The sequence below is a fragment of the Tsuneonella litorea genome (genome assembly GCF_025154015.1).
GTDB classification, from domain to species: Bacteria; Pseudomonadota; Alphaproteobacteria; order Sphingomonadales; family Sphingomonadaceae; genus Tsuneonella; species Tsuneonella litorea.
Genome location: NZ_JAOAMV010000002.1, coordinates 203249 through 228395, shown reverse-complemented (window position 1 = coordinate 228395; position 25147 = coordinate 203249). Strand labels below are relative to the sequence as shown.

Annotated in this window: 18 protein-coding genes and 1 tRNA gene; 15 read left to right on the top strand and 4 right to left on the bottom strand. The window is 68.6% G+C overall.

All coding sequences use genetic code 11. The annotated features are described in order from the left end of the window. Positions 1 to 13 precede the first annotated feature (13 nt). From N0B51_RS04515 to trxA, 7 genes are read left to right on the top strand one after another with little or no spacing between them, the layout of a single operon-like run. Positions 14 to 2353 carry a PAS domain-containing sensor histidine kinase gene (locus N0B51_RS04515; RefSeq protein ID WP_259961040.1) on the top strand — a complete coding sequence of 780 codons (2340 nt, stop codon included), beginning with the start codon at positions 14 to 16 and terminating at the stop codon, positions 2351 to 2353. After that, positions 2350 to 2787 (top strand): tRNA (adenosine(37)-N6)-threonylcarbamoyltransferase complex ATPase subunit type 1 TsaE, encoded by a 438-nt coding sequence (gene tsaE, locus N0B51_RS04510; RefSeq protein WP_259961039.1) that lies wholly within the window; start codon positions 2350 to 2352, stop codon positions 2785 to 2787. Before N0B51_RS04515 ends, tsaE begins: the two co-directional genes overlap by 4 nt. Next, on the top strand, positions 2784 to 3758 hold the full coding sequence (locus N0B51_RS04505) for an aminoglycoside phosphotransferase family protein (protein ID WP_259961038.1): 975 nt from the start codon (positions 2784 to 2786) through the stop codon (positions 3756 to 3758). The genes tsaE and N0B51_RS04505 overlap by 4 nt, the downstream gene beginning before the upstream one ends. 37 nt (positions 3759 to 3795) lie before the next feature. Continuing rightward, the gene (locus N0B51_RS04500) at positions 3796 to 4491 is read left to right on the top strand and encodes a nucleotidyltransferase family protein (protein WP_375545934.1); all 696 of its coding nucleotides are present in this window, start codon (positions 3796 to 3798) and stop codon (positions 4489 to 4491) included. After that, the gene (locus N0B51_RS04495) at positions 4484 to 7447 is read left to right on the top strand and encodes a PD-(D/E)XK nuclease family protein (RefSeq protein WP_259961036.1); all 2964 of its coding nucleotides are present in this window, start codon (positions 4484 to 4486) and stop codon (positions 7445 to 7447) included. Before N0B51_RS04500 ends, N0B51_RS04495 begins: the two co-directional genes overlap by 8 nt. Beyond that, positions 7444 to 10902, top strand: coding sequence for a double-strand break repair helicase AddA (gene addA, locus N0B51_RS04490; RefSeq protein WP_259961035.1), 3459 nt, complete (start codon positions 7444 to 7446; stop codon positions 10900 to 10902). Before N0B51_RS04495 ends, addA begins: the two co-directional genes overlap by 4 nt. Positions 10903 to 10945: 43 nt before the next feature. Beyond that, on the top strand, positions 10946 to 11266 hold the full coding sequence (gene trxA, locus N0B51_RS04485; protein ID WP_259961034.1) for a thioredoxin: 321 nt from the start codon (positions 10946 to 10948) through the stop codon (positions 11264 to 11266). On the opposite strand, the gene N0B51_RS04480 is transcribed toward trxA, so the two are convergent. Both N0B51_RS04480 and argJ read right to left on the bottom strand, forming a co-directional pair. Further along, positions 11263 to 12090 carry an inositol monophosphatase family protein gene (locus N0B51_RS04480; protein WP_259961033.1) on the bottom strand — a complete coding sequence of 276 codons (828 nt, stop codon included), beginning with the start codon at positions 12088 to 12090 and terminating at the stop codon, positions 11263 to 11265. The two genes, trxA and N0B51_RS04480, sit on opposite strands and share 4 nt — an antisense overlap. Before the next feature lie 10 nt (positions 12091 to 12100). Continuing rightward, the gene (gene argJ, locus N0B51_RS04475) at positions 12101 to 13327 is read right to left on the bottom strand and encodes a bifunctional glutamate N-acetyltransferase/amino-acid acetyltransferase ArgJ (protein ID WP_259961032.1); all 1227 of its coding nucleotides are present in this window, start codon (positions 13325 to 13327) and stop codon (positions 12101 to 12103) included. Between the two features lie 91 nt (positions 13328 to 13418). On the opposite strand from argJ, the gene N0B51_RS04470 reads away from it, so the two are divergent. The 3 genes from N0B51_RS04470 (at position 13419) to N0B51_RS04460 (ending at position 17412) form a co-directional block, all read left to right on the top strand. Beyond that, positions 13419 to 13691 (top strand): hypothetical protein, encoded by a 273-nt coding sequence (locus N0B51_RS04470; protein ID WP_259961031.1) that lies wholly within the window; start codon positions 13419 to 13421, stop codon positions 13689 to 13691. Between the two features lie 91 nt (positions 13692 to 13782). Beyond that, positions 13783 to 16560 (top strand): preprotein translocase subunit SecA, encoded by a 2778-nt coding sequence (gene secA / locus N0B51_RS04465; protein WP_259961030.1) that lies wholly within the window; start codon positions 13783 to 13785, stop codon positions 16558 to 16560. A 111-nt stretch (positions 16561 to 16671) separates the two neighbouring features. Then, on the top strand, positions 16672 to 17412 hold the full coding sequence (locus tag N0B51_RS04460) for a sulfite exporter TauE/SafE family protein (RefSeq protein ID WP_259961029.1): 741 nt from the start codon (positions 16672 to 16674) through the stop codon (positions 17410 to 17412). Positions 17413 to 17420: 8 nt separating this feature from the next. Here the strand turns inward: N0B51_RS04460 and N0B51_RS04455 are convergent. Further along, positions 17421 to 17495 (bottom strand) — tRNA-Asn (locus tag N0B51_RS04455). A 54-nt stretch (positions 17496 to 17549) separates the two neighbouring features. After that, positions 17550 to 18326, bottom strand: coding sequence for an NAD kinase (locus N0B51_RS04450; RefSeq protein WP_259961469.1), 777 nt, complete (start codon positions 18324 to 18326; stop codon positions 17550 to 17552). A gap of 126 nt (positions 18327 to 18452) precedes the next feature. On the opposite strand from N0B51_RS04450, the gene N0B51_RS04445 reads away from it, so the two are divergent. From N0B51_RS04445 to ligA, 5 genes are all read left to right on the top strand, one after another. After that, on the top strand, positions 18453 to 19775 hold the full coding sequence (locus N0B51_RS04445; protein ID WP_259961028.1) for a bifunctional diguanylate cyclase/phosphodiesterase: 1323 nt from the start codon (positions 18453 to 18455) through the stop codon (positions 19773 to 19775). A gap of 68 nt (positions 19776 to 19843) precedes the next feature. Beyond that, positions 19844 to 21508, top strand: coding sequence for a DNA repair protein RecN (gene recN, locus N0B51_RS04440; RefSeq protein WP_259961027.1), 1665 nt, complete (start codon positions 19844 to 19846; stop codon positions 21506 to 21508). After that, entirely contained in the window at positions 21505 to 22173 is a 669-nt protein-coding gene (locus N0B51_RS04435) for a GNAT family N-acetyltransferase (protein ID WP_259961026.1), read from the top strand. Before recN ends, N0B51_RS04435 begins: the two co-directional genes overlap by 4 nt. Next, positions 22170 to 23063: an alpha/beta hydrolase gene (locus tag N0B51_RS04430; RefSeq protein WP_259961025.1), complete on the top strand. Its 894-nt coding sequence runs from the start codon at positions 22170 to 22172 to the stop codon at positions 23061 to 23063. The genes N0B51_RS04435 and N0B51_RS04430 overlap by 4 nt, the downstream gene beginning before the upstream one ends. After that, entirely contained in the window at positions 23060 to 25120 is a 2061-nt protein-coding gene (gene ligA, locus N0B51_RS04425; protein WP_259961024.1) for an NAD-dependent DNA ligase LigA, read from the top strand. The genes N0B51_RS04430 and ligA overlap by 4 nt, the downstream gene beginning before the upstream one ends. Positions 25121 to 25147 lie beyond the last annotated feature (27 nt).

The window sequence follows — 25147 nt, the reverse complement described above, 5'->3', positions numbered from 1 at the left end:
ATAGCTGACCGCCATGCAGTCGACCCCCACCGCGCTCGCGCTCATCGGCCTTCTGCTGGCCGCCTGGGTCGCGGGCGCGGCGTGGCTGATGATCGCCGCTGGTGCCCGGGCACGGAGGGCCGACGCCGCGCGCAAGGCCGCGCGGCGGATGGTGCGGATGATCGACGAATCCCCCGCGATTCCCCTGATCGTGCGGGTCGACGGCAGGATCGAGGCGAGCGAGCGGCTCGCGGGTTGGCTGGGCCTGTCGAAACTCCCGCAGTATCTCGGCGATCTGGGCGGTAGCGACAGTGCAAGGGGCCTCTCGGCGGAACAGCTCGCCGAGCTCTCGGCGAACGTGCTGCGCACGCAGAAAACCGCCACACCGTTTCGCATGGAGCTGACCCCTCCGGGATCGCAGCGCAGCCTCGCGGTGCGCGGCGTGCTCGCCGACCCGCAGGTCTCCCCGGGCGGCGCTGCGCTGTTGTGGGTGTTCGACTTCTCCGAAAGCCAGGGCGAGCTCGCGCGGCTGCGCGCCGAGGCGTCGCGCGCCAAGGGCGACTTTGCCGCGCTTGTGGGCCTGATCGAGGCTGCACCGCTGCCGATGTGGTTCCGCGGGCCGGACGCGCGGTTGAAGCTGGTCAACACGTCCTATGTCCGGGCTGTCGGTGCCGAAAGCGCAGAGGCGGTTGTCGAGGCGCAGATCGAGCTCGTGGAGGCGGTCGACGGGCTTACTGCGGCGCAGGTGGCATCGCAGGCCGCCGCGGCAAACACCCCGGTCGAGCGGGTCGTCACGGCCACGATCGGCGGGCAACGCCGCAGCCTGCGCGTCAGCGACCTGCCGCTGGGCGCGGAGGGAGTTGCCGGATACGCGGTCGATATCGAGGAAATGGAAGAACAGGCGCGCACCTTTCGCGCGTTCCGCGAAGCACAGCGGCAGATGCTCGACCAGCTTTCCGTCGGCGTGGCGCAGTTCGGTCCGGACCGGCGGCTGCTGTCCGCCAACCAGCCCTTCCGCCGGATATTCGCCATGCGGCCCGGCGCGACCGACGGCATCGAGTTCGAGCGCCTGCTCCGCGAGTCGCGTGAGGCGGGCCGGACGCCCGAGGTGCGCGACTTCCCGGCCTGGCGCGCAGAGCGGACCGAGTGGTTCGGAATCGGGGAAGCGGTGGAGGAGGCCTGGCCGCTCAACGATGGCACGCACTTGCGGATCGTCGCGCAGCCGATGCCCGACGGAGGGCTGGTGCTGATCGCCGAGGACCGGACCGAAAGCCTCGCCCTCTCGGCGACCCGCGATACCCTCCTGCGGACCCGCACCGCAACCTTCGACAGCCTGTTCGAGGCGCTCGCGGTATTCGCGCCGGATGGCCATATGCAGCTGTGGAACCGCCGATTTGGCGGCGCCTGGGGGCTCGACCAGGACGATCTGGAAGGCCATCCCACGGCCGACGAACTCGTGGCGAAGATCGCCCCCCGTCTCGAGCAGCCCAAACAGGCCAAGGCAATCGGCGACGTGGTGCGCGGCGCCACGCTCGACCGCAAGCAGACCGGGGGACGGGTCGCGCTCGCCGATGGCCGCACGCTGGAGATCGCAGGCGTGCCGCTGCCGGACGGCAACGGATTGCTGACCGTGCTCGACATCACCGATTCGCAGAACGCCGAGGCCGCTCTGCTCGAGCGGGCCGAGGCGCTCGAGGCAGCCGACGAGGTAAAGACGCGGTTCCTCGCCAACATGAGCTACGAGTTTCGCGTGCCACTGACTTCGATCGGCGGTTTCGCGGAACTTCTCGAGGCCGGGGTGGCGGGCGAGCTGAGCGCGCAGGGCCGCGAATACGTCGCGGCAATCCTCGAATCGGTGCATCGCCTGACCGACCAGGTGGAGAACGTGCTGGCCCTGTCCCAGAGCGAGGCCGGGCTTCTCCCGCTCGCGAAGGAGCGGCTCGATCTGCTGCCGTTCGTGACGCAGGTGGTCCGCGAGCGCGAAGCAGCGATCGTCGAGGCGGGCCTTTCGCTGGACCTGCGCGGAGGCGGGACCTCCAAGGTAGAAGCCGATCCGCGCCAGCTTTCGCGCGCCCTCGGCCATCTCCTCGACAATGCCATCGCCGCGACGCCCGAAGGGGGCAAGATCCTCGTCGACCTGTCGCGCAAGAAGGACGGGGTGCGGATCGTCGTATCCGATAATGGTCGGGGAATGACGGCCGACGAACTGCGCCGCGCGCGCGAGGGCTTGCGCATCGGCGCCGACGGCAAGCCCGAGCGCCGCCAGGGCCTCGGCATTCCGCTCGCTACGCAGCTGGTCGAGGCGCACGGCGGCACGCTCGAGATCGTCTCGCGCCGGGGAGAGGGCACGTTCGCGACGATCCACTTGCCGTGAGGGTAGACCTGCCCGATCTCGCCGCGATGGACGCGTTCGGAGCGCGGATTGCGCGGCAACTGCGTCCCGGAGACGTGGTGGCGCTGAGCGGCGGGCTCGGCGCGGGCAAGACGACGCTGGCGCGTGCGGTGATCGCGGCGCTCGGTCACAAGGGCGAAGTACCGTCACCCACCTTTACGATCGTCGAAACCTACGACTCGCTCAAGCCGCCGCTCGTCCATGCGGACTTCTACCGGCTCGAGCATCCGGGTGAGGTGGAGGAGATCGGGCTCGACGACTATCGCGAGGGCGCCGTCCTGCTCGCCGAGTGGCCCCAGAACGCCGGCGGCTTCGCGCATGAGGCGCAATGCCTCGAAATTGCGTTGGAAACTCGCGGGAACGGGCGCATGGCGATTGTCGAGGGCGCCGCCGATTGGCTAGGGCGAATGCCATGAATTCGCTTCCCGAGGGTCTCGTCGATTTTCTCGCCCGGTCCGGTTGGGCGGACGCGGCGATCGATCCCATTCCGGGCGATGCCTCGTTCCGCCGCTATTTCCGGGTGCGGTCGGGCGACCGCAAGGCAATGCTCATGCACGCGCCGCCGCCGCACGAGGATCCCGGTCCCTTCATTCACGTGGCGAACTGGCTTTCGAGTAGCGGCTTGCGCGCGCCCGAGATCTATGCGGCGGACCCGGGAGACGGGTGGGTCCTGCTCGAGGATTTCGGCAACGACCGGATGCGCGACTGGCTCGACGATCATCCGGATGGGGAAAGGGATGCCTACGCGGCGGCGATCGACACGCTGATCGATCTCCACGCCCGGCCGCCCGGTCCGTTCGATCCCTACGACAAGGCTGTCTACCAGCGCGAGGCGGGCCTGCTGATTCAATGGTACTGCCCCGCCGCCGGCCTCGCGGTCGACGAAGCGGGTTATGCGGCAGCCTGGGAGGAGGCGCTTTCGCCTATGCTCGCGCGACAGCAGCCCGGGGTCACGGTCCTGCGCGACTATCATGCCGAGAACATCATGCTTCTGGACGGAGGCCGGCAGGGGCTGATCGATTTCCAGGACGCTCTGGTCGGTCATCCGGCCTACGACCTCGTCAGCCTGCTGCAGGACGCGCGGCGCGACGTTCCGATCGAGCTCGAGCGGGCAATGCTCGACCGCTACCTTGCCGGTGCCGATGCCGATCCGCATTTCGAGGCCGACTACGCCCGCCTCGGCGCGCAACGGAACGCCAAGATCGTCGGCATCTTCACCCGCCTTTACAAGCGCGACGGCAAGGACCGTTACCTGGCGATGATCCCGCGCGTGTGGGCGGCGATGGAACGCGACCTGGCCCATCCCGCGCTCGCCCCCGTGGCGTCGTGGTTCGACGTCAACATCCCGGATGACCTGCGCGCGAGCGGCGGCGGCAGGATAGCGTGAGGCGAGCAGCGTGACGGGGCCGGCCAGCGACACCGCGATGGTCATGGCCGCTGGCCTCGGCAAGCGGATGCGGCCACTTACCGCCACCCAGCCCAAGCCGATGGTGCGCGTCGCGGGCAAGCCGTTGATCGACCACGCGCTCGACCGGCTCGCAGAAGCGGGCGTGGGCAAGGCCGTGATCAACGTTCATTACCTGCCCGACGCGCTCGTCGCGCACACCCGGTCGCGCAAGGCGCCGCAGGTTGCGATCTCCGACGAACGCGATCTCCTGCTCGAAACCGGCGGCGGTATGGTCAAGGCGCAGTCGGCGGGCCTTCTGCCCGACCCGTTCTTCTGCCTCAATGCCGACAACATCTGGCTCGACGGTCCGCGCGATGCCTTCGCCGATCTCTCCGCGCGGTGGGACCCCGACGCGATGGACGCGCTGCTGCTGGTCGTCCCCCACGCGCGCGCGGTGAATTTCCGGGGGCCCGGCGATTTTCACATGGACCCGCTCGGCAGGCTTTCGCGCCGCAAGCCGGGGCGGATCGCGCCGTTCATCTATACCGGGATCCAGCTCGTCTCGCACCGGCTGCTGCGCGACGCGCCGCAGGGGCCGTTCAGCACCAACGTGCTGTGGGAGCGCGCGATCGCGGAAGGGCGGCTGTTCGGCACCGGGTTCACGGGGCTGTGGTTCGAGGTCGGCACGCCGCAGGCGATCCGCCCGACCGAGGAGGCGCTCGCCGGTGGGTGAGGCATCGACGCCGAAAATCTATTCGATCGCCGCCCATCGCGGCTTCGCCGATGCCCTGGTGGCCGGCCTTGTGCCGCGATATTCCGAACCGGACGTCGGCATGGCGCGGCTCACGCTGCTGCTGCCCTCGACCCGTGCAGCCCGCACGGTGCAGGAAGCGTTCGTTCGCGCAAGCGGGGGCGGGCTGCTGATGCCCCGGATGGCGGTGGTCGGCGACCTCGATCTCGACGAGACGCTCGGCGCGCTGCTCGATCCGCTTGGCAGCGCGGATATTCCCCCGGCGGTCGAGCCGACCCGACGCTGGCTGCGGCTGGGCGCCATCATTCCCGAAGCCATGCGGGCACTGGGGCGCGAGCCGCCCAAGGGCGCGGCGCTGCTCAAACTGGCGCAGCAATTCGGCGCCACGATGGATCGCCTGCTGGTGGAAGACATCGCGCCCGATGAGCTGTGGGAGCAGCGGGTGATCGACGCGATGGTCGAGCAGTCGGCGCACTGGGTCGAGGCGTCGAAGCTGTTTGCCGCGGTGCAGGCGATGTGGCGCGGGGAACTTGAAGCGGCCGGAATGCTCGACGCCTCGGCGCGGCGCAATCGCCTGTTCGAATTCGCGGCGCGGCGCTGGCGTGCGTGTCCGCCCGAAACGCCGATCGTGGCGGCCGGCGTGACCTCCGCGGCGCCCGCACTGGCGGACCTGTTGCGGGTCATAAGCGAACTTCCGCGCGGGGCGGTGATCCTGCCCGATCTCGACCTGTCCATGTCGGACGAGGTCTGGGACGAACTCGGTGCTGCCGGTGCGCGCGACAATCCCGGCGACCCGCCGTTCGGACCGGGGGATGCGGTGACCCATCCGCAATATCACCTGAAGCTCCTGCTCAACCGCATGGGAATCAACCGCGCGGAAGTGCAGCCGTGGCACCGGCGGGGGCTCGCGGCCGCAGGACCCGAGCGGAGCCACGCGATCTCGGCGCTGTTCCTCCCGCCCAGGGCCAGCCGGGCATGGGTCGACCTGCCGGCCGAAAAGCGGCGGCTCTCGGGTGTTCGGGTGATGGAAACCGCCCACCCTGAGGCAGAGGCCCAGGCGATTGCGTTGCTGATCAGGGAAGCGGTGGCGATTCCCGAAAAGCGGGTCGCGCTGGTCACGCCGGATCGCGGGCTAGCTCGCCGGGTGGTGGAGCACCTTGCGCGCTGGAACCTTGCGGCCGACGATTCCGCCGGGCGGGCCCTTTCGGAGACGACCGCGGGGCGGTTGCTGCTGCAACTGGCAGAACTGGCGGGCGAGCGCGCCGCGCCGGTTCCCCTCGTCGCGGCGCTCGCCAATCCGCTGGTCCGTGCGGGCGCGGATCGCGGTCACTGGCTCGACGCGCTGCGGCGATTCGACCGCGCGCTGCGCGGGCCGCGACCGGCGCCGGGCCTCGCGCCGCTCGGCCCCATTGCGGCGAAGGCCCGGGTGACGCAGTGGTGGGAAGGGGTCGAACCGGTCCTCGGGCCATTGCTCACCGACGAAGTGCTGCCGCTCGCGGACTGGCTCGACCGGCTCGCCGGCGCCGGCGAGGCACTTGCCGGAAGCGGGTTGTGGGGCCGCGAGGACGGGCGCGGTCTTGCCCTGTTCGTGGAGGATCTGCGGCTTCATGCGCGCGACGCAGGCACGATGCTCGAAGCAGAGGACCTGCACGCCGTGCTGCGCGATGCGATGGAGGCAATCGCGGTCCGTCCGCCGTACGGCGGCCACCCGCGCGTCGCGATCTATGGCCTGATCGAATCGCGCATGGCCCGGGCCGACCTCGTCATCGCGGCCGGGCTGAACGAGGGAACCTGGCCCGCGCGGCCGGCCACCGACCCGTTGCTCGCTCCCGCGGTGCTGCGCGCGTTGGGCGTGCCGGGCGCGGATTTTCGCATCGGCCTGTCGGCGCACGATCTCGCCTCGGTCCTCGGTGCGCCCGAGGTGGTGCTCAGCCGCGCCCGGCGCGACCAGAGCGGTCCCGCCATCGCCTCGCGCTTCCTGCTACGGGTGCAGGCGCTGCTTGGCGAACTGGGCGATGCGCACCGCGAGACCGAGGCGCCGCGCCTCGCCGGGGTAATCGACCATGCGGATCCCGCTCCAGCCTATCCCCGCCCCAGGCCCATGCCGAGCGCGGCCCAGCGCAGGGTGGCGGTTTCGGTCACCAGCCTCGATCGCCTGCGCGCCGATCCATACCAGTTCTACGCCGCGAGCATCCTGAGACTGAGCGAACTGGACGGTCTCGATGCCGAGCCGAGTCCGGCCTGGCAGGGCACATTGGCTCACGCGATCCTCGAGGAATGGCACAAGTCCGGACGGCCGCTTGCCGACATCGCGACCGAGAAACTGGCCGAGATGAATTCCCACCCGCTCACCCGGGCGCTGTGGCGGCCGCGGCTGCTCAAGGCGCTCGAATGGATCGAGGACGCCATCGCGGCCGATCCCTCGCGCAAGCCGGTGCTGGTCGAGGCCAAGGGCGAAATCGATTGGCGCGGGGTCACGATCAAGGGCCGGATCGACCGGCTCGACTTCGACGAAGAAGACGGATGCTTCGCGGTAGTCGACTACAAGACCGGCTCTCCGCCGAAACCTGCGCAATCGGCGGCTGGATACGCCTTGCAACTGGGTACGCTGGGCCTGATGGTCGAAAGCGGAGCCTTCGCGCCGTGGAAGGGCACGGTCAACCGGTTCGAATACTGGTCGCTCGCAAAGCGCCAGGGTTCGGATCAGTTCGGCCATGTGGTGTCGCCGATCTTCGGCGAGGGCAATCGCAGCGGAATACCGCTCGACGAGTTTCTCCCGAAGACGAAGGGCTGGCTGGACGAGGCGCTCGATTGCTGGATTCTCGGCAATAATCCCTTCGTGGCGACGATTGTGCCGGACCTGCCGAATTACGGCACTTACGACCAGCTAATGCGCCTCGAGGAATGGATGCGGCTCCACGGTGAGAACGGCGCGTGAGCGGGAAGGTTCATCCGCTCTCCGACAACCAGGGACGCGCGGTCGCGCCCGGCCGCAGCGTCTGGCTGTCCGCCTCGGCGGGAACCGGCAAGACGCAGGTGCTCTCGGCCCGCGTGCTGCGCCTGCTGCTGCGGCCGGGTGTCACGCCGGGGTCGATTCTGTGCCTCACCTTCACCAAGGCCGGCGCGGCCGAAATGGCGGAACGGGTAAATGCCGTTCTCGCGCGCTGGGTGCGGATGCCCGACACGCGGCTCGCAAAGGACCTGATCGCCATCGGCGCCCCGCACGATCCGGACACCATCGCGCACGCCCGCACCTTGTTCGCCAGCGTGCTCGATTGCCCGGGCGGCGGGCTGCGGATCGACACAATCCATGCCTTTTCGCAGTGGCTGCTCGCCGCATTTCCCGACGAGGCTGGTCTCGTCCCGGGTACGCGCCCGATGGAGGACCGCGACCGCGACGTCCTCGCGCACAAGATCCTGGCCGCAATGGTCGTCGAGGCCGAGGAAGCCGGCGACGCGGCAGTGCTCGGCCCGCTGGCGATGCTCAGCGAGCGCATGGGACCTTCGAAAGTCCCCGAATGGCTGATGCGCTGCGCCGATGCCCGCGAACTCTGGTTCGGCAGGGGCGGTTGGCAACCCCCCATGCGCGAGCGGCTGCTACGGCTGTTGGGCCTGCCCGGCGATGCGGGCGAGGAGAGCCTTGCCGAACTGTGCAGCGACGGGGTGTTCGATTGCGACGCGCTCGAACGGGTGCGCGCCGCGAACGCAGCGTGGGGCACTGCGAGCGCGGGCAAGTCGCTCGACGCGATCGCCGACTTCATCGGCGCGAGCGGCATGGGCCGGGTGTCGGCGGCAGATCCGCTCGAGGCGGCCTTGTTCACCCAGAAGGGCGATCCCAAGTGGCTTAAAAACCTTGAAAAGCACGATCCCGATTATGCCGTCCACCTCGAGGCGGTGGCTGCCTCGTTTGCCGCGCTGCGCGAGCGCAGGGCGCTGCTGGCGCTTGCCGATCTCGTCGCGCCCGCGCTCGAGATCGGTCGCCGGTTCGCGCTCGCATGGGACGAGGCAAAGAACCGCGAGGGCCTGATCGACTTCGACGACCAGATCCGCCGGGCTGCCGCACTGCTGTCCGATTCCGCCCTGTCGGACTGGATCCGCTACAAGCTCGATCGCCGTTTCGACCATGTGCTCGTCGACGAGGCGCAGGACACCAATCGCGCGCAGTGGGACATCGTGCGCGCGATCACCGACGATTTCTTTTCCGGAGAGGGCCAGCGCGCGGGCATCCAGCGGACACTGTTCGTGGTCGGCGATTACAAGCAGGCGATCTTCGGCTTCCAGGGCACGAGTCCGGAGAATTTCACGCTCGCGCGCGAGTATTACCGCGCGCTGATCGATTCGCTTGCGGCAAACGATCCGGACGTTGAACCGCTGATGACGCTGGGCCTCGGCCGGTCCTACCGCACCGCGCAGCCGGTGCTCGACTTCGTCGACGGCGCGATCGCTGCGATCGGGAAGGAGGCCTTCGGGATCGCGCCTGACGAGACGATCGAGCGGCACGTCGGCTACGCCGACCGGCCCGGTCTCGTCACGCTCTGGCGCCCCGTCAGCGCGCGGCCCGGCGGCGACGAAGACGGTCCCGAGGACTGGCTGTCGGAACCCGAACGCGCGATGGCCAACCGCATCGCGGCACAAGTCGCCGAATGGCTGCGGCGCGGCTTCCCGCTGTCGAAGGACGACGGGCGCAACGCCGGGCCGGGCGACATCATGATCCTGGTGCGCAAGCGGCGCGAACTGGCGGGCCTTATCGTTGCCCGGCTCCATGCCGCGGGGGTGCCGGTCGCGGGCGTTGACCGCCTCCGCCTGGGGGCGCCGCTGGGGGTCAAGGACCTGATGGCCGCGCTGCGGTTCGCCGCGCAGCCGCTCGATGACCTCAGCCTCGCCAACCTGCTTGTCAGCCCGCTTTTGGGGTGGAGCCAGGAGGACCTGCTCGAACACGGGTATCGCGGCGACAGGCGGTTGTGGGACCATATCCGGGACGGCGAGTCCCCGCTGCAGCGCGCGACGGCGGACCGGCTGCGCGACCTGTTGCGGATCGCCGACTACGAGCCGCCACAGGCGATGTTGCGGTGGATGCTGGTGGGCCCCTGGCAGGGTCGCAAGGCGCTCGTCGCGCGGCTCGGGCCCGAGGTGAACGATCCGGTCGATGAACTGCTCAATGCGGCCTCCGCCTACGCCGCGACTTCTACCGCCAGCCTTGCCGGGTTCATCGCATGGTTCGATGCCGGCGAGGGCGAACTGAAGCGCGAGAGCGAAGGTGGCGGCGACCTGGTGCGGGTGATGACCGTGCACGGCTCAAAGGGTTTGCAGGCGCCCATCGTGATTCTTGCCGACGCCACCGGCGATCCCGACACCGCGCGTACGCGCGGGCTCTCTCTCGACGAAATGGCGATGGGAGGCGGCACGCGCAGCGTTCCGCTCCCCGCGCTGCGCAAGGACGAGAAGGCGGCGCCCGTGCTCGCCGCCGAAAAGGCTGCCAAGGCCGCCGAGCGCGAGGAACACTGGCGATTGCTCTACGTGGCGATGACCCGCGCCGAGGAGGCCCTCTTCGTCGGCGGCGCGCTGGGCAAGAAGGAGACCGAGCCCGCACAGGATTCGTGGTATGCGCGGCTGTCCGCGGTCATGACCGGCGAGGAGATCGACGACCCGATCTGGGGGATGCGGCGCGAATGGGGGGCGCCTGCTGCCCAGGTAACGCGGACTGCCATCCGATATGGCGACCCCACGCCCGAGCTTCCGGCCTGGGCAACGACCGCCGTCGGACCCGAGCCGCGCCCACCGCGTCCCCTGGCACCATCGGCGGCGGGATCGGTGCAGGGCAGCGACCCGCCGCTGCCGCCCGATGCAGCGCGCGTCGCGGCGCGGCGCGGCGTCCTGATCCACCGGCTGCTCGAACGACTGCCCGATGTTCCTCCGGCGGAGCGCGAACCGGCGGCGCGCGCATGGCTGGCCCGGCAGGCTCCCGACCTTGAAGAGGCCGAGCGGGGTGATCTGCTGGCGAGCGCGCTCGCGGTGCTGGCCGAACCCGATTTCGCCGAGGTCTTCTCGCCGACCTCGCTTGCCGAAGTGCCGCTGGCAGCGACCGTCGAAGGGCAGGTGATAGCGGGAACGGCAGATCGGCTGCTGGTCGAACCGCGGCGGGTGACCGTGATCGATTTCAAGAGCACACGCCGCCCGCCCGCCGCCATTTCGGACGTTCCCGACAGCACGCTGCAACAGATGTCCGCTTATGCCGCGGCACTTGCGGCGATCTATCCCGGCCGCGAGGTGCGCGCCGCCATCCTGTACACCCAGACCCCGCTGCTGATCGCGATTCCACCCGACCTGCTGTTGACCGGCAAGGCGCTCTTGTCGGCAAAATCGGAAAGCTTTTCCGCGCCGGGCGTTGAGTGAGCGACGCGAGCGCCTAGATTGGGGCCGACAAAAGGAGATTGCCATGCCGACCATCGCCGTGACCGACGCCAGCTTCCAGACCGACGTGCTCGAGGCCGACAAGCCCGTGCTGGTCGATTTCTGGGCCGACTGGTGCGGACCGTGCAAGATGATCGCGCCCGCGCTCGAGGAAATCTCGGACGAGCTGTCCGACAAGGTGACCATCGCCAAGATGGACATCATGGAGAACACCGGCGTACCCGGTTCGATCGGCGTGCAGTCGATCCCGCTGATGGTCCTGTTCAAGGACGGCAAGCCGGTGGCGCAGAAACTGGGCGCCGCGCCCAAGAGCCAGCTCAAGGGATGGCTCGAGGCCGAGCTCTAGTCCGGGTTCGGGCCGCCCGGCGCATACCCGGAGCCTTCCAGCCGGGCGACGAACCGGTCCCACAGCGCGGGAGTCGCGGCGGCGATCATGCCCTTGCGATGTGAATCGACGCGGTAGGGGGAACCGTCCTGCCGCGCGCACACGCCTCCCGCCTCGTTGAGGAACAGGCAGCCCGCGGCGTGATCCCACGGCAGCGTGCGTTCGTAGATCGCGATGTCGTGCCCGCCGATGGCGACGAGCGGGTACTGCTCGGCCGCGCATCCGGGTGCCTTTGCGATGGTATAGTGCGGCACGATCTCGCGCTCGAATACCGCGCGCTGCTCCGGCGCCATGAAGCGGGTCATCGCGGCAAGAGCGGGGGGGTCCGATCCTCCCGGCGCCGCAAGGACCCGCTCGTCGTTGACGAACGCGCCTTCGCCCTTTCGCGCGCGGCACAAGCGGTCGCGCCGGGGGTCGTAGATCCATCCGGCAAGCGTTTCTCCCCCGTCTGCCAGCGCGACCATGATCGCGAAGTGGCCCTGGCCGCTGGCGAAGTTGGACGTCCCGTCGATCGGGTCGATGATCCAGCAGGGGCCGGAAAGCCGATCGAGCACGGCGGGATCGGCCGCGCTCGCTTCTTCGCCGACGACGGGAACCTCTGGGGCGAGCCGTGCGAGCGCCTCGGTCAGGAAGGCCTCGACCTCGCGGTCGGCGATCGTGACGAGGTCATCCTTGGCCTTTTCCTCGACGTCGGCTTCGGCAAGGTTGCGCCAGCGGGGCATGACCGCCTTTTGCGCCGCAAAGCGCAGGAGCGCGAGGATCTCGTCGTCGAGCGCAGAACTCACCGGCTTCGCCTCACGACCGGTAGTCGGCGTTGATCGAGATGTACCCGTGCGTCAGGTCGCAGGTCCAGACGGTGGCGCGGCCGTCTCCCAGGCCGAGGTCGATCTCGACCGTGACTTCCCGGCCCTTGAGGTGCGCGGTCACAGGTCCCTCGTCGTAGTCTGCAAGCGGTAGGCCATTGCGCGCGGCCCAGATGCCCCCGAACCCGATCGACAGTCGGTCGCGGTCGGCCGGTTCGCCGGCCTTGCCCACGGCCATGACCACGCGCCCCCAGTTGGCGTCCTCGCCCGCGATGGCGGTCTTGACCAGCGGGGAGTTCGCCACCGCAAGGCCGATCCCTCGCGCGCTGGCATCGTCGACCGCGCCTGAGACAGCGATTTCGATGAACTTCTGCGCGCCTTCTCCGTCGCGCACGACCAGGTGGGACAATTGGCGGCAAACGTCATGGAGCGCGGCGGCGAAGGCATCGGCGCCCGGGTCGCCGGACGAGGCAAGGGGGGTGTTGTCCGCCTTGCCGGTCGCGAAAGCCAGGACCGTGTCGCTGGTCGATGTGTCGCCATCCACCGTTATGCAGTTGAAGGTCGCCTCGCTTGCTGCCGAAAGGCACGCTTGGAGGTACGCCGGCTCGACGGCGGCGTCGGTGAAGACGTACCCGAGCATGGTGGCCATGTCGGGCGCGATCATGCCGCTGCCCTTGACGATGCCCACCAGCGTCACTTTCGTCCCGCCGACCATCGCTGTGGCGACCGCGCCTTTGGCGAATGTATCGGTCGTGCCGATAGTCCGGGCAGCGTCTTCCCAGGTGCACTCGGCCGCTGCGAAGGCAGCCTCGAGCCCAGCCTGTGCCTTGTCCTTGGGAAGCGGGACGCCGATCACGCCAGTCGAGGAGACGAACACGTCGCTCGGCTCGCACCCGAGGTGCGTCGCGACCTGGCCCATGATGGCCTCGACCGCTTCGCGCCCGCGGTAACCGGTGAATGCGTTCGAATTGCCCGCATTGACCACCAGCGCCCGCGTCCGGCCGAGCAGGACCTGCTCGCGGCCGAGTTCGACCTCGCTCGAACAGCACACGTTGTTCGTGAACACGCCGGCGACCGAGGTGCCTTCCGCCAGTTCGACATAAGTGAGGTCGCAGCGGCCCCAGTCCTTGTATCCCGCGCGCGCCACGCGCGGCAGTACGCCCGCGATCTTCGGCGCGTCGGGGAAGGGGCAGGCAAGCGGCGAGCGTTCTGTATCCATCAGGCGGCACCTAGAAAGGTGTGGCGAACAGGTAAACGCGTTTTCATCGGGGGTGGACGAGTCGCGGGCCAGACCCTATCTGACCGGCACGATGCTACGCCGCATTCTTGCCTGTTTTGCGCTGATCACCGGCCTGACGGCTGCCGGTTCCCCGGCAGAGGCACGCATCATGGCGGTGATGACCCAGTCTGTCGTCGAGGCGACCCAGTCGCAGCAGCAAGCACCCGCGACCGCCTGCGAGGCGATCCAGCAGCGCGCCAACCTGCGCAGCAAGGGTGCCGGGCCCGCACCTTGCCGGCCGCGCAAGCCGGTGGTCATCATCATCCCGACGATCCAGTTCGGTCCCGACCGCGCGCTCGAGTAGCGCGCTCGTACGTCCTGCGCTTTCGCTGCCGCCCGGGCTCTTTCGGCCCCGGCGGGCGTTTCCTCATCAGTTTCCAGCCCCAGGGGCACCCATGATCCAGAACCTCGCCAAGGCCCTTTTCGGGTCGTCCAACGACCGTTACGTCAAGTCGCTCGACAAGATCGTCCGCCAGATCAACGCTCTCGAACCGCAGATCCAGGCGCTGTCCGACGCCGAGCTGGCCGCCCAGACGCCCAAGTTCCGCCAGATGCTCGAAAGCGGCAGCACGCTGGACGACATTCTTCCCGAAGCGTTCGCCACGGTGCGCGAGGCGTCCGTCCGCGTGCTGGGGATGCGGCACTTCGACGTCCAGATGGTCGGCGGCATCGTGCTTCACCGCGGCGAGATCGCGGAGATGCGTACCGGAGAGGGCAAGACCCTCGTCGCCACGCTCGCGACCTACCTCAACGCGATCGAGGGCAAGGGCGTCCACGTGGTCACGGTCAACGACTACCTCGCCCGCCGCGACTCCGAGTGGATGGGCCGCATCCACAAGTTCCTCGGCCTGACCGTGGGCGTGATCGTGCCGAACCTGAACGAGTTCGAGCGGCGCGAAGCCTATGCCAGCGACGTGACCTACGGCACGAACAACGAGTTCGGCTTCGATTACCTGCGCGACAACATGAAGCACGAGCGCGGGCAGATGGTGCAGCGCCCCTTCAACTTCGCGATCGTCGACGAGGTCGATTCGATCCTGATCGACGAGGCGCGCACGCCGCTGATCATCTCCGGCCCGACCGAGGACAAGACCGACCTCTACGTCGCGATCGACGCGATCGTGAAGGAGATCGACGAGAGCTATTACGAGGCCGACGAGAAGACCAAGAACATCACCTGGACCGAGGAGGGCGCGGAGAAGATCGAGGAGCGGCTTGCCGACACCGGCCTGCTCGTCACGCCGAACCTTTACGACGTCGAGAACACCCAGGTCGTCCACCATCTCGACCAGGCGCTGCGCGCGAACAAGATGTTCAAGCGCGACATCGACTACATTGTGAAGGACGAGAAGGTCGTCATCATCGACGAGTTCACCGGCCGCATGATGGACGGTCGCCGCTGGTCGAACGGCCTGCATCAGGCGGTCGAGGCCAAGGAGGGCGTGAAGATCGAGCCCGAGAACCAGACGATGGCCTCGATCACCTTCCAGAACTACTTCCGCATGTATCCCAAGCTGTCGGGCATGACGGGAACCGCCGCCACCGAGGCGAGCGAGTTCTGGGACATCTACAAGATGAACGTTGTCGAGATTCCCACGAACGTACCGGTCCAGCGGATCGACGAGGAAGACGAGTTCTACAAGAACACCACCGACAAGTTCGCCGCCATCGCCAAGTCCATCGCCGAGAAGCAGGCGATCGGCCAGCCCGTGCTTGTCGGCACCGTGTCGATCGAGAAGAGTGAACTCCTCAGCCAGTTCCTCGAGAAGGAAGGCGTCAAGCACTCGGTGCTCAACGCCCGCTTCCACGAGATGGAAGCCCATATCGTCGCCCAGGCAGGGCGCCTCGGGGCGGTGACGATCGCCACCAACATGGCCGGCCGCGGCACCGACATCCAGCTCGGCGGCAACGTCGAATTCCGCATCGAGGACGAGCTCAAGGACATCCCGGAAGACGATCCCCGGCGCCAGCTCGAGATCGATCGGATCAAGGCCGAGGTGGCGGCCGAGCGGCAGAAGGTGCTCGAGGCAGGCGGCCTGTTCGTGCTGGGCACCGAGCGGCACGAGAGCCGGCGCATCGACAACCAGCTGCGCGGCCGCGCGGGGCGCCAGGGCGACCCGGGCCTCAGCCGGTTCTATCTCTGCCTAGAGGACGACCTCCTGCGCATATTCGGGCCGGACACGCTGTTCGCCCGCATGATGAACTCGAACCTTGCCGACGGCGAGGCGATCGGCAGCAAGTGGCTGTCGAAGGCGATCGAGACCGCGCAGAAGAAGGTCGAGGCGCGCAACTACGACATCCGCAAGCAGGTCGTCGAATACGACGACGTGATGAACGACCAGCGCAAGGTTATCTACGAGCAGCGCGCCGAGATCATGGACAGCGAGGCGGTCGACGACGTGGTCATCGATATGCGCCACGATACGGTCAACACGCTGGTCGGCGAGGCGTGCCCGCCGGGTTCCTACCCAGAGCAATGGGACGTCGCGGGCCTCAAGGAGCGGGTGCGCGAAGTGCTCGGGCTCGAGCCGCCGTTCGACGATTGGCTTCAGGAGGACCACGTCGAGCCGCAGATCTTCGAGGAACGCCTTTCGGCGATGGCTGACGAGGTCATGGAAGCGAAGATCGCCGAAGCCGATCCGGCGATGTGGAAGCGGCTGGAGAAGCAGATCCTGCTCGAACGCCTAGACCATCACTGGAAGGAGCACCTTTCGACCCTCGACGCCCTGCGGCAGGTCATTTTTCTGCGTGCCTATGCGCAGAAGCAGCCCATCAACGAATACAAGCGCGAGGCGTTCGTGCTGTTCGAACGGATGCTCGACACGCTGCGGGAGGACGTGACCAGCATCCTTCTCAAGGCGCAGTTCCAGTTCAGGCCCCAGACGCAGCCGCTTTCGCTGCCCGATCTTCCGGATTTCCTCACCGGTCACATCGATCCGCTCTCGGGCTTCGAGGATTCGAACGACGGCGACGGGTCGCGGATGCGCGAGGCGCTGTTCGGTTCGCTCGCCGGCGCGCCTATGGCGGCCGCGGGCCCCGGCGGAACGGCGGACAACCCCTGGGCTGGCCAGGACATCAGCCGTAACGCGCCGTGCCCGTGCGGTTCGGGCAACAAGTATAAGCACTGCCACGGCGCGGTGGGCACCAAGGCAAGCGGTCCGGCACAGGCCTGACGATCGCCCGGGCGCGCGCGGCGGTCGATGATCGGCCGCGGCGCATCCGCCGAGCGCGAGGTTCGATCCGGCTAGTCGCAGCCCGCGCAGCCGGATAGGAGCGGAACGAGGATGCCTGTCCTTGCCGCCGCCTTCGCGCTGACTGCGCTGCTCTACGCGTCCGTGGGGTTCGGCGGCGGTTCGACCTACAGCGCCCTGCTGGCGCTCTCGGGCGTCGATTACCGGTTGCTGCCGATCGTCTCGCTGCTGTGCAACCTGGTCGTCGTGACCGGAAGCACCATGCGGTTTGCGCGGGCAGGCATCACGCCGTGGCGCGGCGCGGTGCTGCTCACCGCGATCGCGGCCCCGGCGGCGTTCCTGGGCGGTTTGACGCCGATCCGGGAAGCGGTCTTTTTGACTTTGCTAGGCGCCAGCCTGGTCCTGACCGGGTTGACGCTGCTCGTCCCGCGAACGTCCGTTCAGGATGGAGAGCCTTCTCCTCTTGCACGCTGGATTCCGCTTGCCGCAGCGCCGATCGGCTACCTGGCGGGGCTTGTGGGGATTGGCGGCGGCATCTTCCTCGCGCCGCTTCTGCACATTGTCCGTTGGGACTCGGCCCGCGCGGTGGCGGCGACCGCCGCTCTGTTCATCCTCGTCAACTCGGCGTTCGGCATCGCTGGTCAGCTGATCAAGAGCGGCCCAGACATGGTAGGCGCCGCGCTGGCATTCGGCCTGCCGCTCCTCGTAGCCGTGGCGGTGGGCGGACAGGCCGGCAGCCTGCTGGCGCTGAAGTTCCTTCCGCAAAAGGCGATCCGCTGGCTCACCGCGGCGCTGACCATCTGGGTCGGCGCGCGGCTCTTGCTGGCAAATTAGCGGAAAAATGGCTCCCCGAGTTGGATTCGAACCAACGACCAAGTGATTAACAGTCACCTACTCTACCGCTGAGCTATCGGGGAGCAGCCAGATCGGCAGGAGCGCGCCTATATGGGCGCTCCCGGCGCTTGGCAACCCTATACGGCGAATTGCTCCGCAACGATGCGCTCGTCGAGCGCGTGGCCGGGATCGAACAGGAGCGTCAGCTGGCTTTCACGCGCGATTTCAAGGTGAACTTCGGCCACGTCGCGGAACTCGCGCTGGTCGGCGACGGCGGAAACCGGGCGCTTGGCGGGCTCGTTGACCCGGAAAGAGATTCGGCTGCGCTCGGGCAGGACTGCGCCGGACCACCGACGCGGACGAAACGGACTGATCGGGGTCAGCGCGAGAAGCTGCGAATCGAGCGGCAGGATCGGGCCGTTCGCGGAAAGATTGTAGGCGGTCGATCCCGCCGGCGTCGCCACCAGCACCCCGTCGCAGACCAGTTCCTTCAGCCGTGTCTTGCTGTCGAGCGAAACCTCGATCTTGGCGGTCTGCCGGGTTTCACGAAGCAGGGACACCTCGTTGATCGCACAGGCGACGTGGCGGGACCCGTCCTGCAGGATCGCCTCCATCCGCAAAGGCGCGATGTCGAACGCCTTGGCCTTGGCGAGTCGCTCGGCCAGTTTTGCCGGCCCGCGATAGCGGTTCATCAGGAACCCCACCGTGCCAAGGTTGACGCCATACGCAGGGACGATGTGCTGCCGGTCGAGCATCTGGTGCAGCGTGTGCAGCATATGCCCGTCGCCCCCAACCACTACGACCGCTTCGGCACGGTCAAGCGGGACGAAGTCGAAATGCTGGCGCAGCTCGTCAGCAGCCCCCTGGGCGCGGTCGGTCGGCGAGGCGAGCAGGGCCAGCCGGTTGAGGTCGATCTGGCCGTTCACCGTACTCTCCCACCCGCGCGTTCGGTCATCGACGACGCTAGTTGCGGCTGTCCCATTTGGCAACGCGGCCGAGGGATTGCAGCATCGGCCCGCGAACTGCGCTAATGCTGCGCAATGGCGAGCTTTCCCCACTCCACCCACGCGCTCGACGGACACGACGCATTGACCGGGCTAGCCGATGCCGCGGCGCTCGAGCGCCGGCTCGCCGACTGGCAGGACCAGGGGCTGGCGGGTGGACAGGTTGCGCCGGTCCACGCCCTTCTCGTCGGGCTGGGCCGATTCGACGCGGTGAATCTCGCCTACGGCGAGGCCGCGGGTGACGGCGCGCTGGTCGAATTGGCGCGGCGGCTGCTTCATTTCGCCGCCGACGAACTTGCTGATGGCGACTGGCTGGCCGCTCGGCTCGGTGGCGGCAAGTTCGCCCTCGTCGCCCGACAGCCGGTCAGCCGGGAACGCTGGCAATGGCTCGGCGAGGCGTTGGGAGAGGCGTTCGCCGCGCCGATCGCCGCGATCGACGGATCGGGCACTGTACGCCTTTGGCCCCGCATCGCACTCGTGCGGATACTGCCCGGCGAGACGCCGGCCCACGTCCTCGATCGGCTCGCCGCGACGCTCGGCCGGGCGCACGACCGGCCCGATGCGCGGGTGCTGTGGGCCGACCGCAGCCATGCGCCTGCGGGGATTCGCGCGGCCGAACTCGAAGCGGACCTTCTCGCTGCCCTCGACCGCGAGGAAATCGAGATCGCCTTCCAGCCGCAGTACGCGCTCGACGACGGGCGGATCGTCGGGGCCGAGGCGCTGGCCCGCTGGCAACATCCCCGCGTCGGGCTGATCGGCGCGGGCCCGCTGTTCGCGATTGCCGAGCGCGCGGATCACGTGGCTCACCTCTCGCGCCACATCGCCGAGGCCGCGCTGGCCGCGGCGGGCGGTTGGCCAGGCCACCTGCGCTTGTCGCTCAACGTCACGCCCGCCGACCTCGCCAGCAAGGGGTTCGCGCGGGACTTCGCCGCGCTGGTTTCCGCCGCCGGCTTCGATCCGCAGCGAATCACGCTGGAGATTACAGAGCAGGTCCTGTTGGCCGATCTCGACGAGGCTGCGCCGACGATTGCGGCCCTGCGGGGCCAGGGAATGCGGATCGCGCTCGATGATTTCGGCGGGGGTTTCTGCAACTTCCGCTATCTCAAGCTGCTCGCGCTCGACGCCATCAAGCTCGACCGTTCGATGGTCGAGGGTATTGAACGCGATCCCCGCGACCGGGCGGTGCTACGGGCGATCGTCGCGCTGGCCAGGGCTCTCGACCTGTCGGTTGTCGCAGAGGGCATCGAGACGGAAGAGCAGGCCGCCATCGCGAGGGAGGAAGGCTGCGCCCTGTACCAGGGCTACCTCGGCTCCCCACCGCTCGCACCCGACGCCTTTCTCGCCCACGCGACCGGTTGAACGCTGTTGGCAAGGCGCCGGCGGTGCGTGACGTGCCGCGGCGCATCGGCTAGGGACCGGACGCTGCCATGCTGACGCGCCTGTCCATCCGCAACATCGTGCTGATCGAGGCGCTCGATCTCGAATTTCGCAGCGGCCTCGGCGTGCTCACGGGGGAAACCGGGGCGGGCAAGTCGATCCTGCTCGATGCCCTGGGCCTGGTCCTCGGCAACCGGGCCGACAGCGGGCTCGTCAGGTCGGGGGAAGAGCGTGCGACGGTGACCGCGACGTTCGAGTTCGCGGCGCTTCCGGCCGGGCTGCGCGAGACGCTCGAGGACGCGGGGATCGAGATCGAAACCGGCGAGGCGCTCATCCTCAAGCGTACGCTGCGGGCCGATGGCGGCAGCAAGGCGTTCGTCAACGACCAGTCGGTGGGCGTGGCACTGCTGCGCGATATCGCCAGTTCGCTGGTCGAACTTCACGGACAGCACGACGATCGCGGGCTGGTCAATCCGCGCGGGCACCGCGCGCTGCTCGACCGCTTCGCCGATGGACAGGTCGGCTCGGTCACGCGCGCGTGGACCGACTGGCGCGCGGCCGAGGACCGGCTCGCCGAAGCGCGCGAGCGGGTCGAGACGGCCCAGGCCGACCAGGACCTGCTGCTCGCCCATCTTGCCGAACTGACCGCGATCGAGCCGCAGGCTGGCGAGGAAGTCCGGCTCGCTGAAACGCGCGCATCCATGCAGAAGGGCGAACGCTTGTCGGGCGACCTCGAAGAGCTGCGGCACCTCTGGGAAGGCTCGGAATCGCCGCTCGCGCACCTGCGCGTCGCGGCGCGCCGGCTCGACCGGATCGCGGGAGAGCACCCGCTGCTCGCCGAAGCGTTGTCCGCGCTTGACCGCGCGGTGATCGAGGCGGGCGAGGCCGAGGACAAGCTGGCGCAGGCTGCCGAGGCGCTGGTCCACGACCCGATGGCGCTCGAGCGGGCCGAGACCCGTCTGTTCGACCTGCGCGCGATTGCGCGCAAGCACCGCTGCGAGGTCGACGATCTGCCCGACAAGATGCGTGATTTTCGCCATGCGCTCGACGCGATCGAGGGGGGCGAAGCCGAACTCGATGCGCTGGCGCTGGCCGCCAGGGCGGCGGGCGAAACCTATCGCGAGCGGGCGCTGGCGCTGCATCGCCTGCGGCGCGATGCGGCCGCGCGGCTCGACGCGGCCGTGGCCGGCGAACTCGCCCCGCTCAAGCTCGATTCCGCGCGGTTCCGGACGGCGGTGACCAAGCTGCCCGAAGACCGCTGGGGTCCGCACGGGTTGGACGCGGTCGAGTTTCTCATCGCGACCAACCCGGGGGCCGATTTCGCGCCGCTCAACAAGATCGCCAGCGGGGGCGAACTCAGCCGGTTCATTCTCGCGCTGAAGGTCGCGCTCGCGGAACAGGGCGGGGCGGCCACGATGATCTTCGACGAGATCGACCGCGGTGTCGGCGGCGCGGTGGCAAGCGCGATCGGCGAGCGCCTCGCGCGGTTGGCCGAGGGCGGGCAGGTTCTCGTCGTCACCCACTCGCCCCAGGTCGCCGCGCGCGGCCGCACGCACTACGCGATCCACAAATCGAGCGAAGGCACCGTCACCCGCACGTCGGTCAGCCTGCTCGATGCCACCGCGCGGCAGGAAGAGATCGCACGGATGCTGTCCGGTGCCGAGGTGACCGACGAGGCGCGCGCGCAGGCGGATCGGCTGCTGGAGGGGGCGTGACCGGCCACCCGCTCGACCGGCCGGTGTGGAACTGCCTGACCGGACCCCAGGCCCATCTGGCCCGGCGCGAAGGGCAGGCAGTCCTTTTCGATCCGGCAATCGGGCCTTTCGCCGCCTGCGCAGACGGCACCGCCGAGGGACTGGCGGCGCGTCTGGACGGCCCATTCTGGCTGGTCGAAACCGCCGAAGTCGCGCCGTCTGCGGGACTGATTCTCGATCGCTCCGCGCAGCTGACGCAAATGGTCGCCGAGAGCCCGGTCATCGGGGACATCGAGGCAGGTCTCGTGCCGCTCGGTGAGAACGACGCGGACGACATGGCGCGGCTGGCGCACGCGACGCAACCGGGACCATGGTCTTCCTCGACGCATCGATTCGGTGGGTTTTACGGCATTCGCGATGGCGGAGAGCTGATCGCGATGGCCGGCACGCGGATGCGGCCTTCGACCCGGTTCGCCGAGGTCAGCGGAGTCTGCACCGCGCCCGCCGCGCGCGGTCGCGGCCTCGCACGGCGGCTGATGATGCGGGTCATGGCCGACATGGTCGCGCGCCGCGAGACCCCGTTCCTCCACAGCTACAGCGCGAACGACGGGGCGATCCGGCTTTACCGTTCGCTGGGATTCGTCGAACGGCGCCAGATGGTCGTTACGATCCTGGAGGCCGCATGACGGCCCGCGCGTTACTCCTCCTGGCGGCCTGCGGCGTCGCCTCGTGCAATGGCCTGGTGGATACTGCGATGACCGACGCCTCGACAGCTTCTCCGGCCAACGGCGCCATGTGGGGAACCGATGCCCATCTCTCGCCTTCGCGGCCCGATGTGGTGCTGCGCTATGCCGACCATCCGCGCGGGTTTGCCGAACTTCGCCTGCCGGCGGGCGAGGGACCGTTCCCGCTCGCGGTGATCTTCCACGGCGGCTGCTTCAAGTACGGCGTGGCCGACCAGGCCTACATGGCTCCGCTTGCGACCCGCTGGCAGGGGCAGGGCATTGCGACCCTCAACGTCGACTACCGCGAGGTCGGCGACGGCGGGGGCTGGCCCGGTTCCTTTGCCGACTGGTCCACGGCGGCCCGCCTGATCGACGAAGTCGCGGCGCGCTATCCTGTCGAGCGCGGCCGGGTGACACTGGTAGGGCATTCGGCGGGTGCGCTCCCGGCGCTGTGGCTCGCCGCGGACCAGGGACCCGACGGACCGCTCGGCAGGCGTCCCGCGCTCGGCGCGCGGGCGGCCATCGTGCTCGATGGCCCGGCGGACCTCGGCATGGAGTCCGGGGCGTTCGACGCGTTGTGCCAGTTTTCCGCGGTGGCGCCTTTCCTGGGCGAGCAGGGCACGAAACAGGTGGCGGCAATCGCGCCGCGGCCGCAGCTTGACGAGGTCTTGTTCGTCCAGGCACGCTTGCCGGCACCGCCGCCCGCCGCGCTCGCGGAGATCCGCGCGCAAGGAGCCGTGGTCGAGGTGCGCGAAAACCCCCAGGCGAGCCATTTCGCGGTGATCACGCCGGGCGATCCGGTCTATCTCGCAAACGAACCCGCGATGCTGAAAGTTCTGACGAGCGAATGAGCGACATTTCCGAAGCCGATGCCGCCAACGAACTGATGCGGCTTGCAAGGGCGATCGCGCGCCACAACCGGCTCTACCACGCCGAGGACGCGCCCGAGATCACCGATGCCGAATACGACGCGCTCGTCCGGCGCAATGCGGAGCTCGAGGCGCGCTTTCCGCACCTCGTGCGCCCCGATTCGCCGAGTGCCGGGGTCGGACACGAGGTCGCCGCCTCGCCGCTGTCGAAGGTGCGGCACGAAGTCCGGATGATGAGCCTCGACAACGCGTTCTCGGACGACGAGGTGGCCGAGTTCGTCGCGCGCGTACGGCGTTTCCTCAACCTCTCCGAGGCCGCTGAACTGGCGTTCACCGCCGAGGACAAGATCGATGGCCTGTCGTGCTCGCTTCGCTACGAGGACGGCAAGCTCGTCCGCGCCGCGACGCGCGGCGACGGCGAGGTCGGAGAGGACGTGACGGCCAACGTCGCGCACGTGCCCGACGTCCCGCAAATGCTGCGCGGAAAGGTTCCCGCAGTTTTCGAGGTGCGCGGCGAGATTTACATGGCAAAACAGGATTTTGCTGCGCTCAATGCTGCGCAGGAACAGGCTGGTGAAAAGCAATTCGCCACGCCGCGAAATGCTGCGGCCGGGTCGCTGCGGCAAAAGGATGCGAGCGTCACGGCACGGCGCCCGCTCAAGTTCTGGGCGCATGGCTGGGGCGCCGCGAGCGAGGTTCCGGAAGCGACCCAGTTCGCGATGATGCAATTGATCGGGGAATGGGGGTTTCCGGTTAGCCCCGATCTCAGGCTTTGTCGTTCGACCGAGGAATTGCTGCAGCATTACCGCAGCATCGGGGACCGGCGCGACAGCCTGCCGTATGACATCGACGGCGTCGTCTACAAGGTCGACGAGCTTGCCTTGCAGGCGCGGCTCGGTTCAGTGGGCAAGGCGCCGCGCTGGGCGATCGCGCACAAGTTTCCCGCGGAGCGCGCCGAAACCACGCTGGAAAAGATCGACATCCAGGTGGGCCGCACCGGCAAGCTGACCCCGGTAGGGCGGTTGTCCGGCGTCCTCGTGGGCGGGGTGCAGGTCTACAACGTCACGCTGCACAACCGCGACGAGATCGCCCGCCTGGGCTTGCGCGAAGGCGACCGCGTCGTGGTCCAGCGCGCGGGCGACGTGATCCCGCAAGTGGTCGACAACCTGACGCGCGATGTCGACCGCCCGGCCTACGCCTTTCCCGATCACTGCCCCGTCTGCGGCAGCGAGGCGGTGGCCGAGGAAGGCGAGGTCGACGTGCGCTGCACGGGCGGCCTTGTCTGCAAGGCCCAGCAGTTCGAACGCCTGCGCCACTTCGTCAGCCGTCCAGCGCTCGATATCGAGGGGCTAGGCGAAAAGACCATCGCGGAGTTCATGGAACTCGGCTGGCTCGACAGGGGGCCGGGCGACATCTTTCGGCTGAAATCCCGCCGCGGGGAGCTGGTCGGGCGCGAAGGCTGGCAGGACAAGTCTGTGGACAACCTGTTGGCCGCGATCGAGGCGAAGCGCGAGCCCGATGCAGCGCGGCTTCTGTTCGGGCTCGGCATCCGTCACGTCGGCGCGGTGACCGCGCGCGACCTGATGAAACGGTTTCACGAGCTCCCTGTCTTGCGCGACCTTGCTGAGAAGGCCCATGCCGGCGATGCGGAAGCCGCGGCCGAACTGACCGCGATCGACGGCGTGGGTCCGGTCGTGGTCGAAGCGCTCGGCGATTTCTTTCACGAAGACCACAACAAGGCGGTGTGGGACGACCTTCTCTCGGAAGTCTCGCCGCCGCGGTACGAAGTCGAAACCACCGCCAGTGCGGTCAGCGGCAAGACCGTGGTGTTCACCGGCAAGCTCGAGACCATGAGCCGCGACGAAGCCAAGGCCCAGGCCGAGCGGCTCGGCGCCAAGGCCGCCGGCTCGGTAAGCGCGAAGACAGACCTAATTGTCGCGGGTCCCGGCGCCGGCAGCAAGCTGAAGAAGGCCGCCGAACTCGGGATCGAGGTGATCGACGAAGCGGGCTGGGCGGACATCGTCAAGGCGGCCGGCTGATCCGGTGCCGCGCCGAGCGCACGCCAA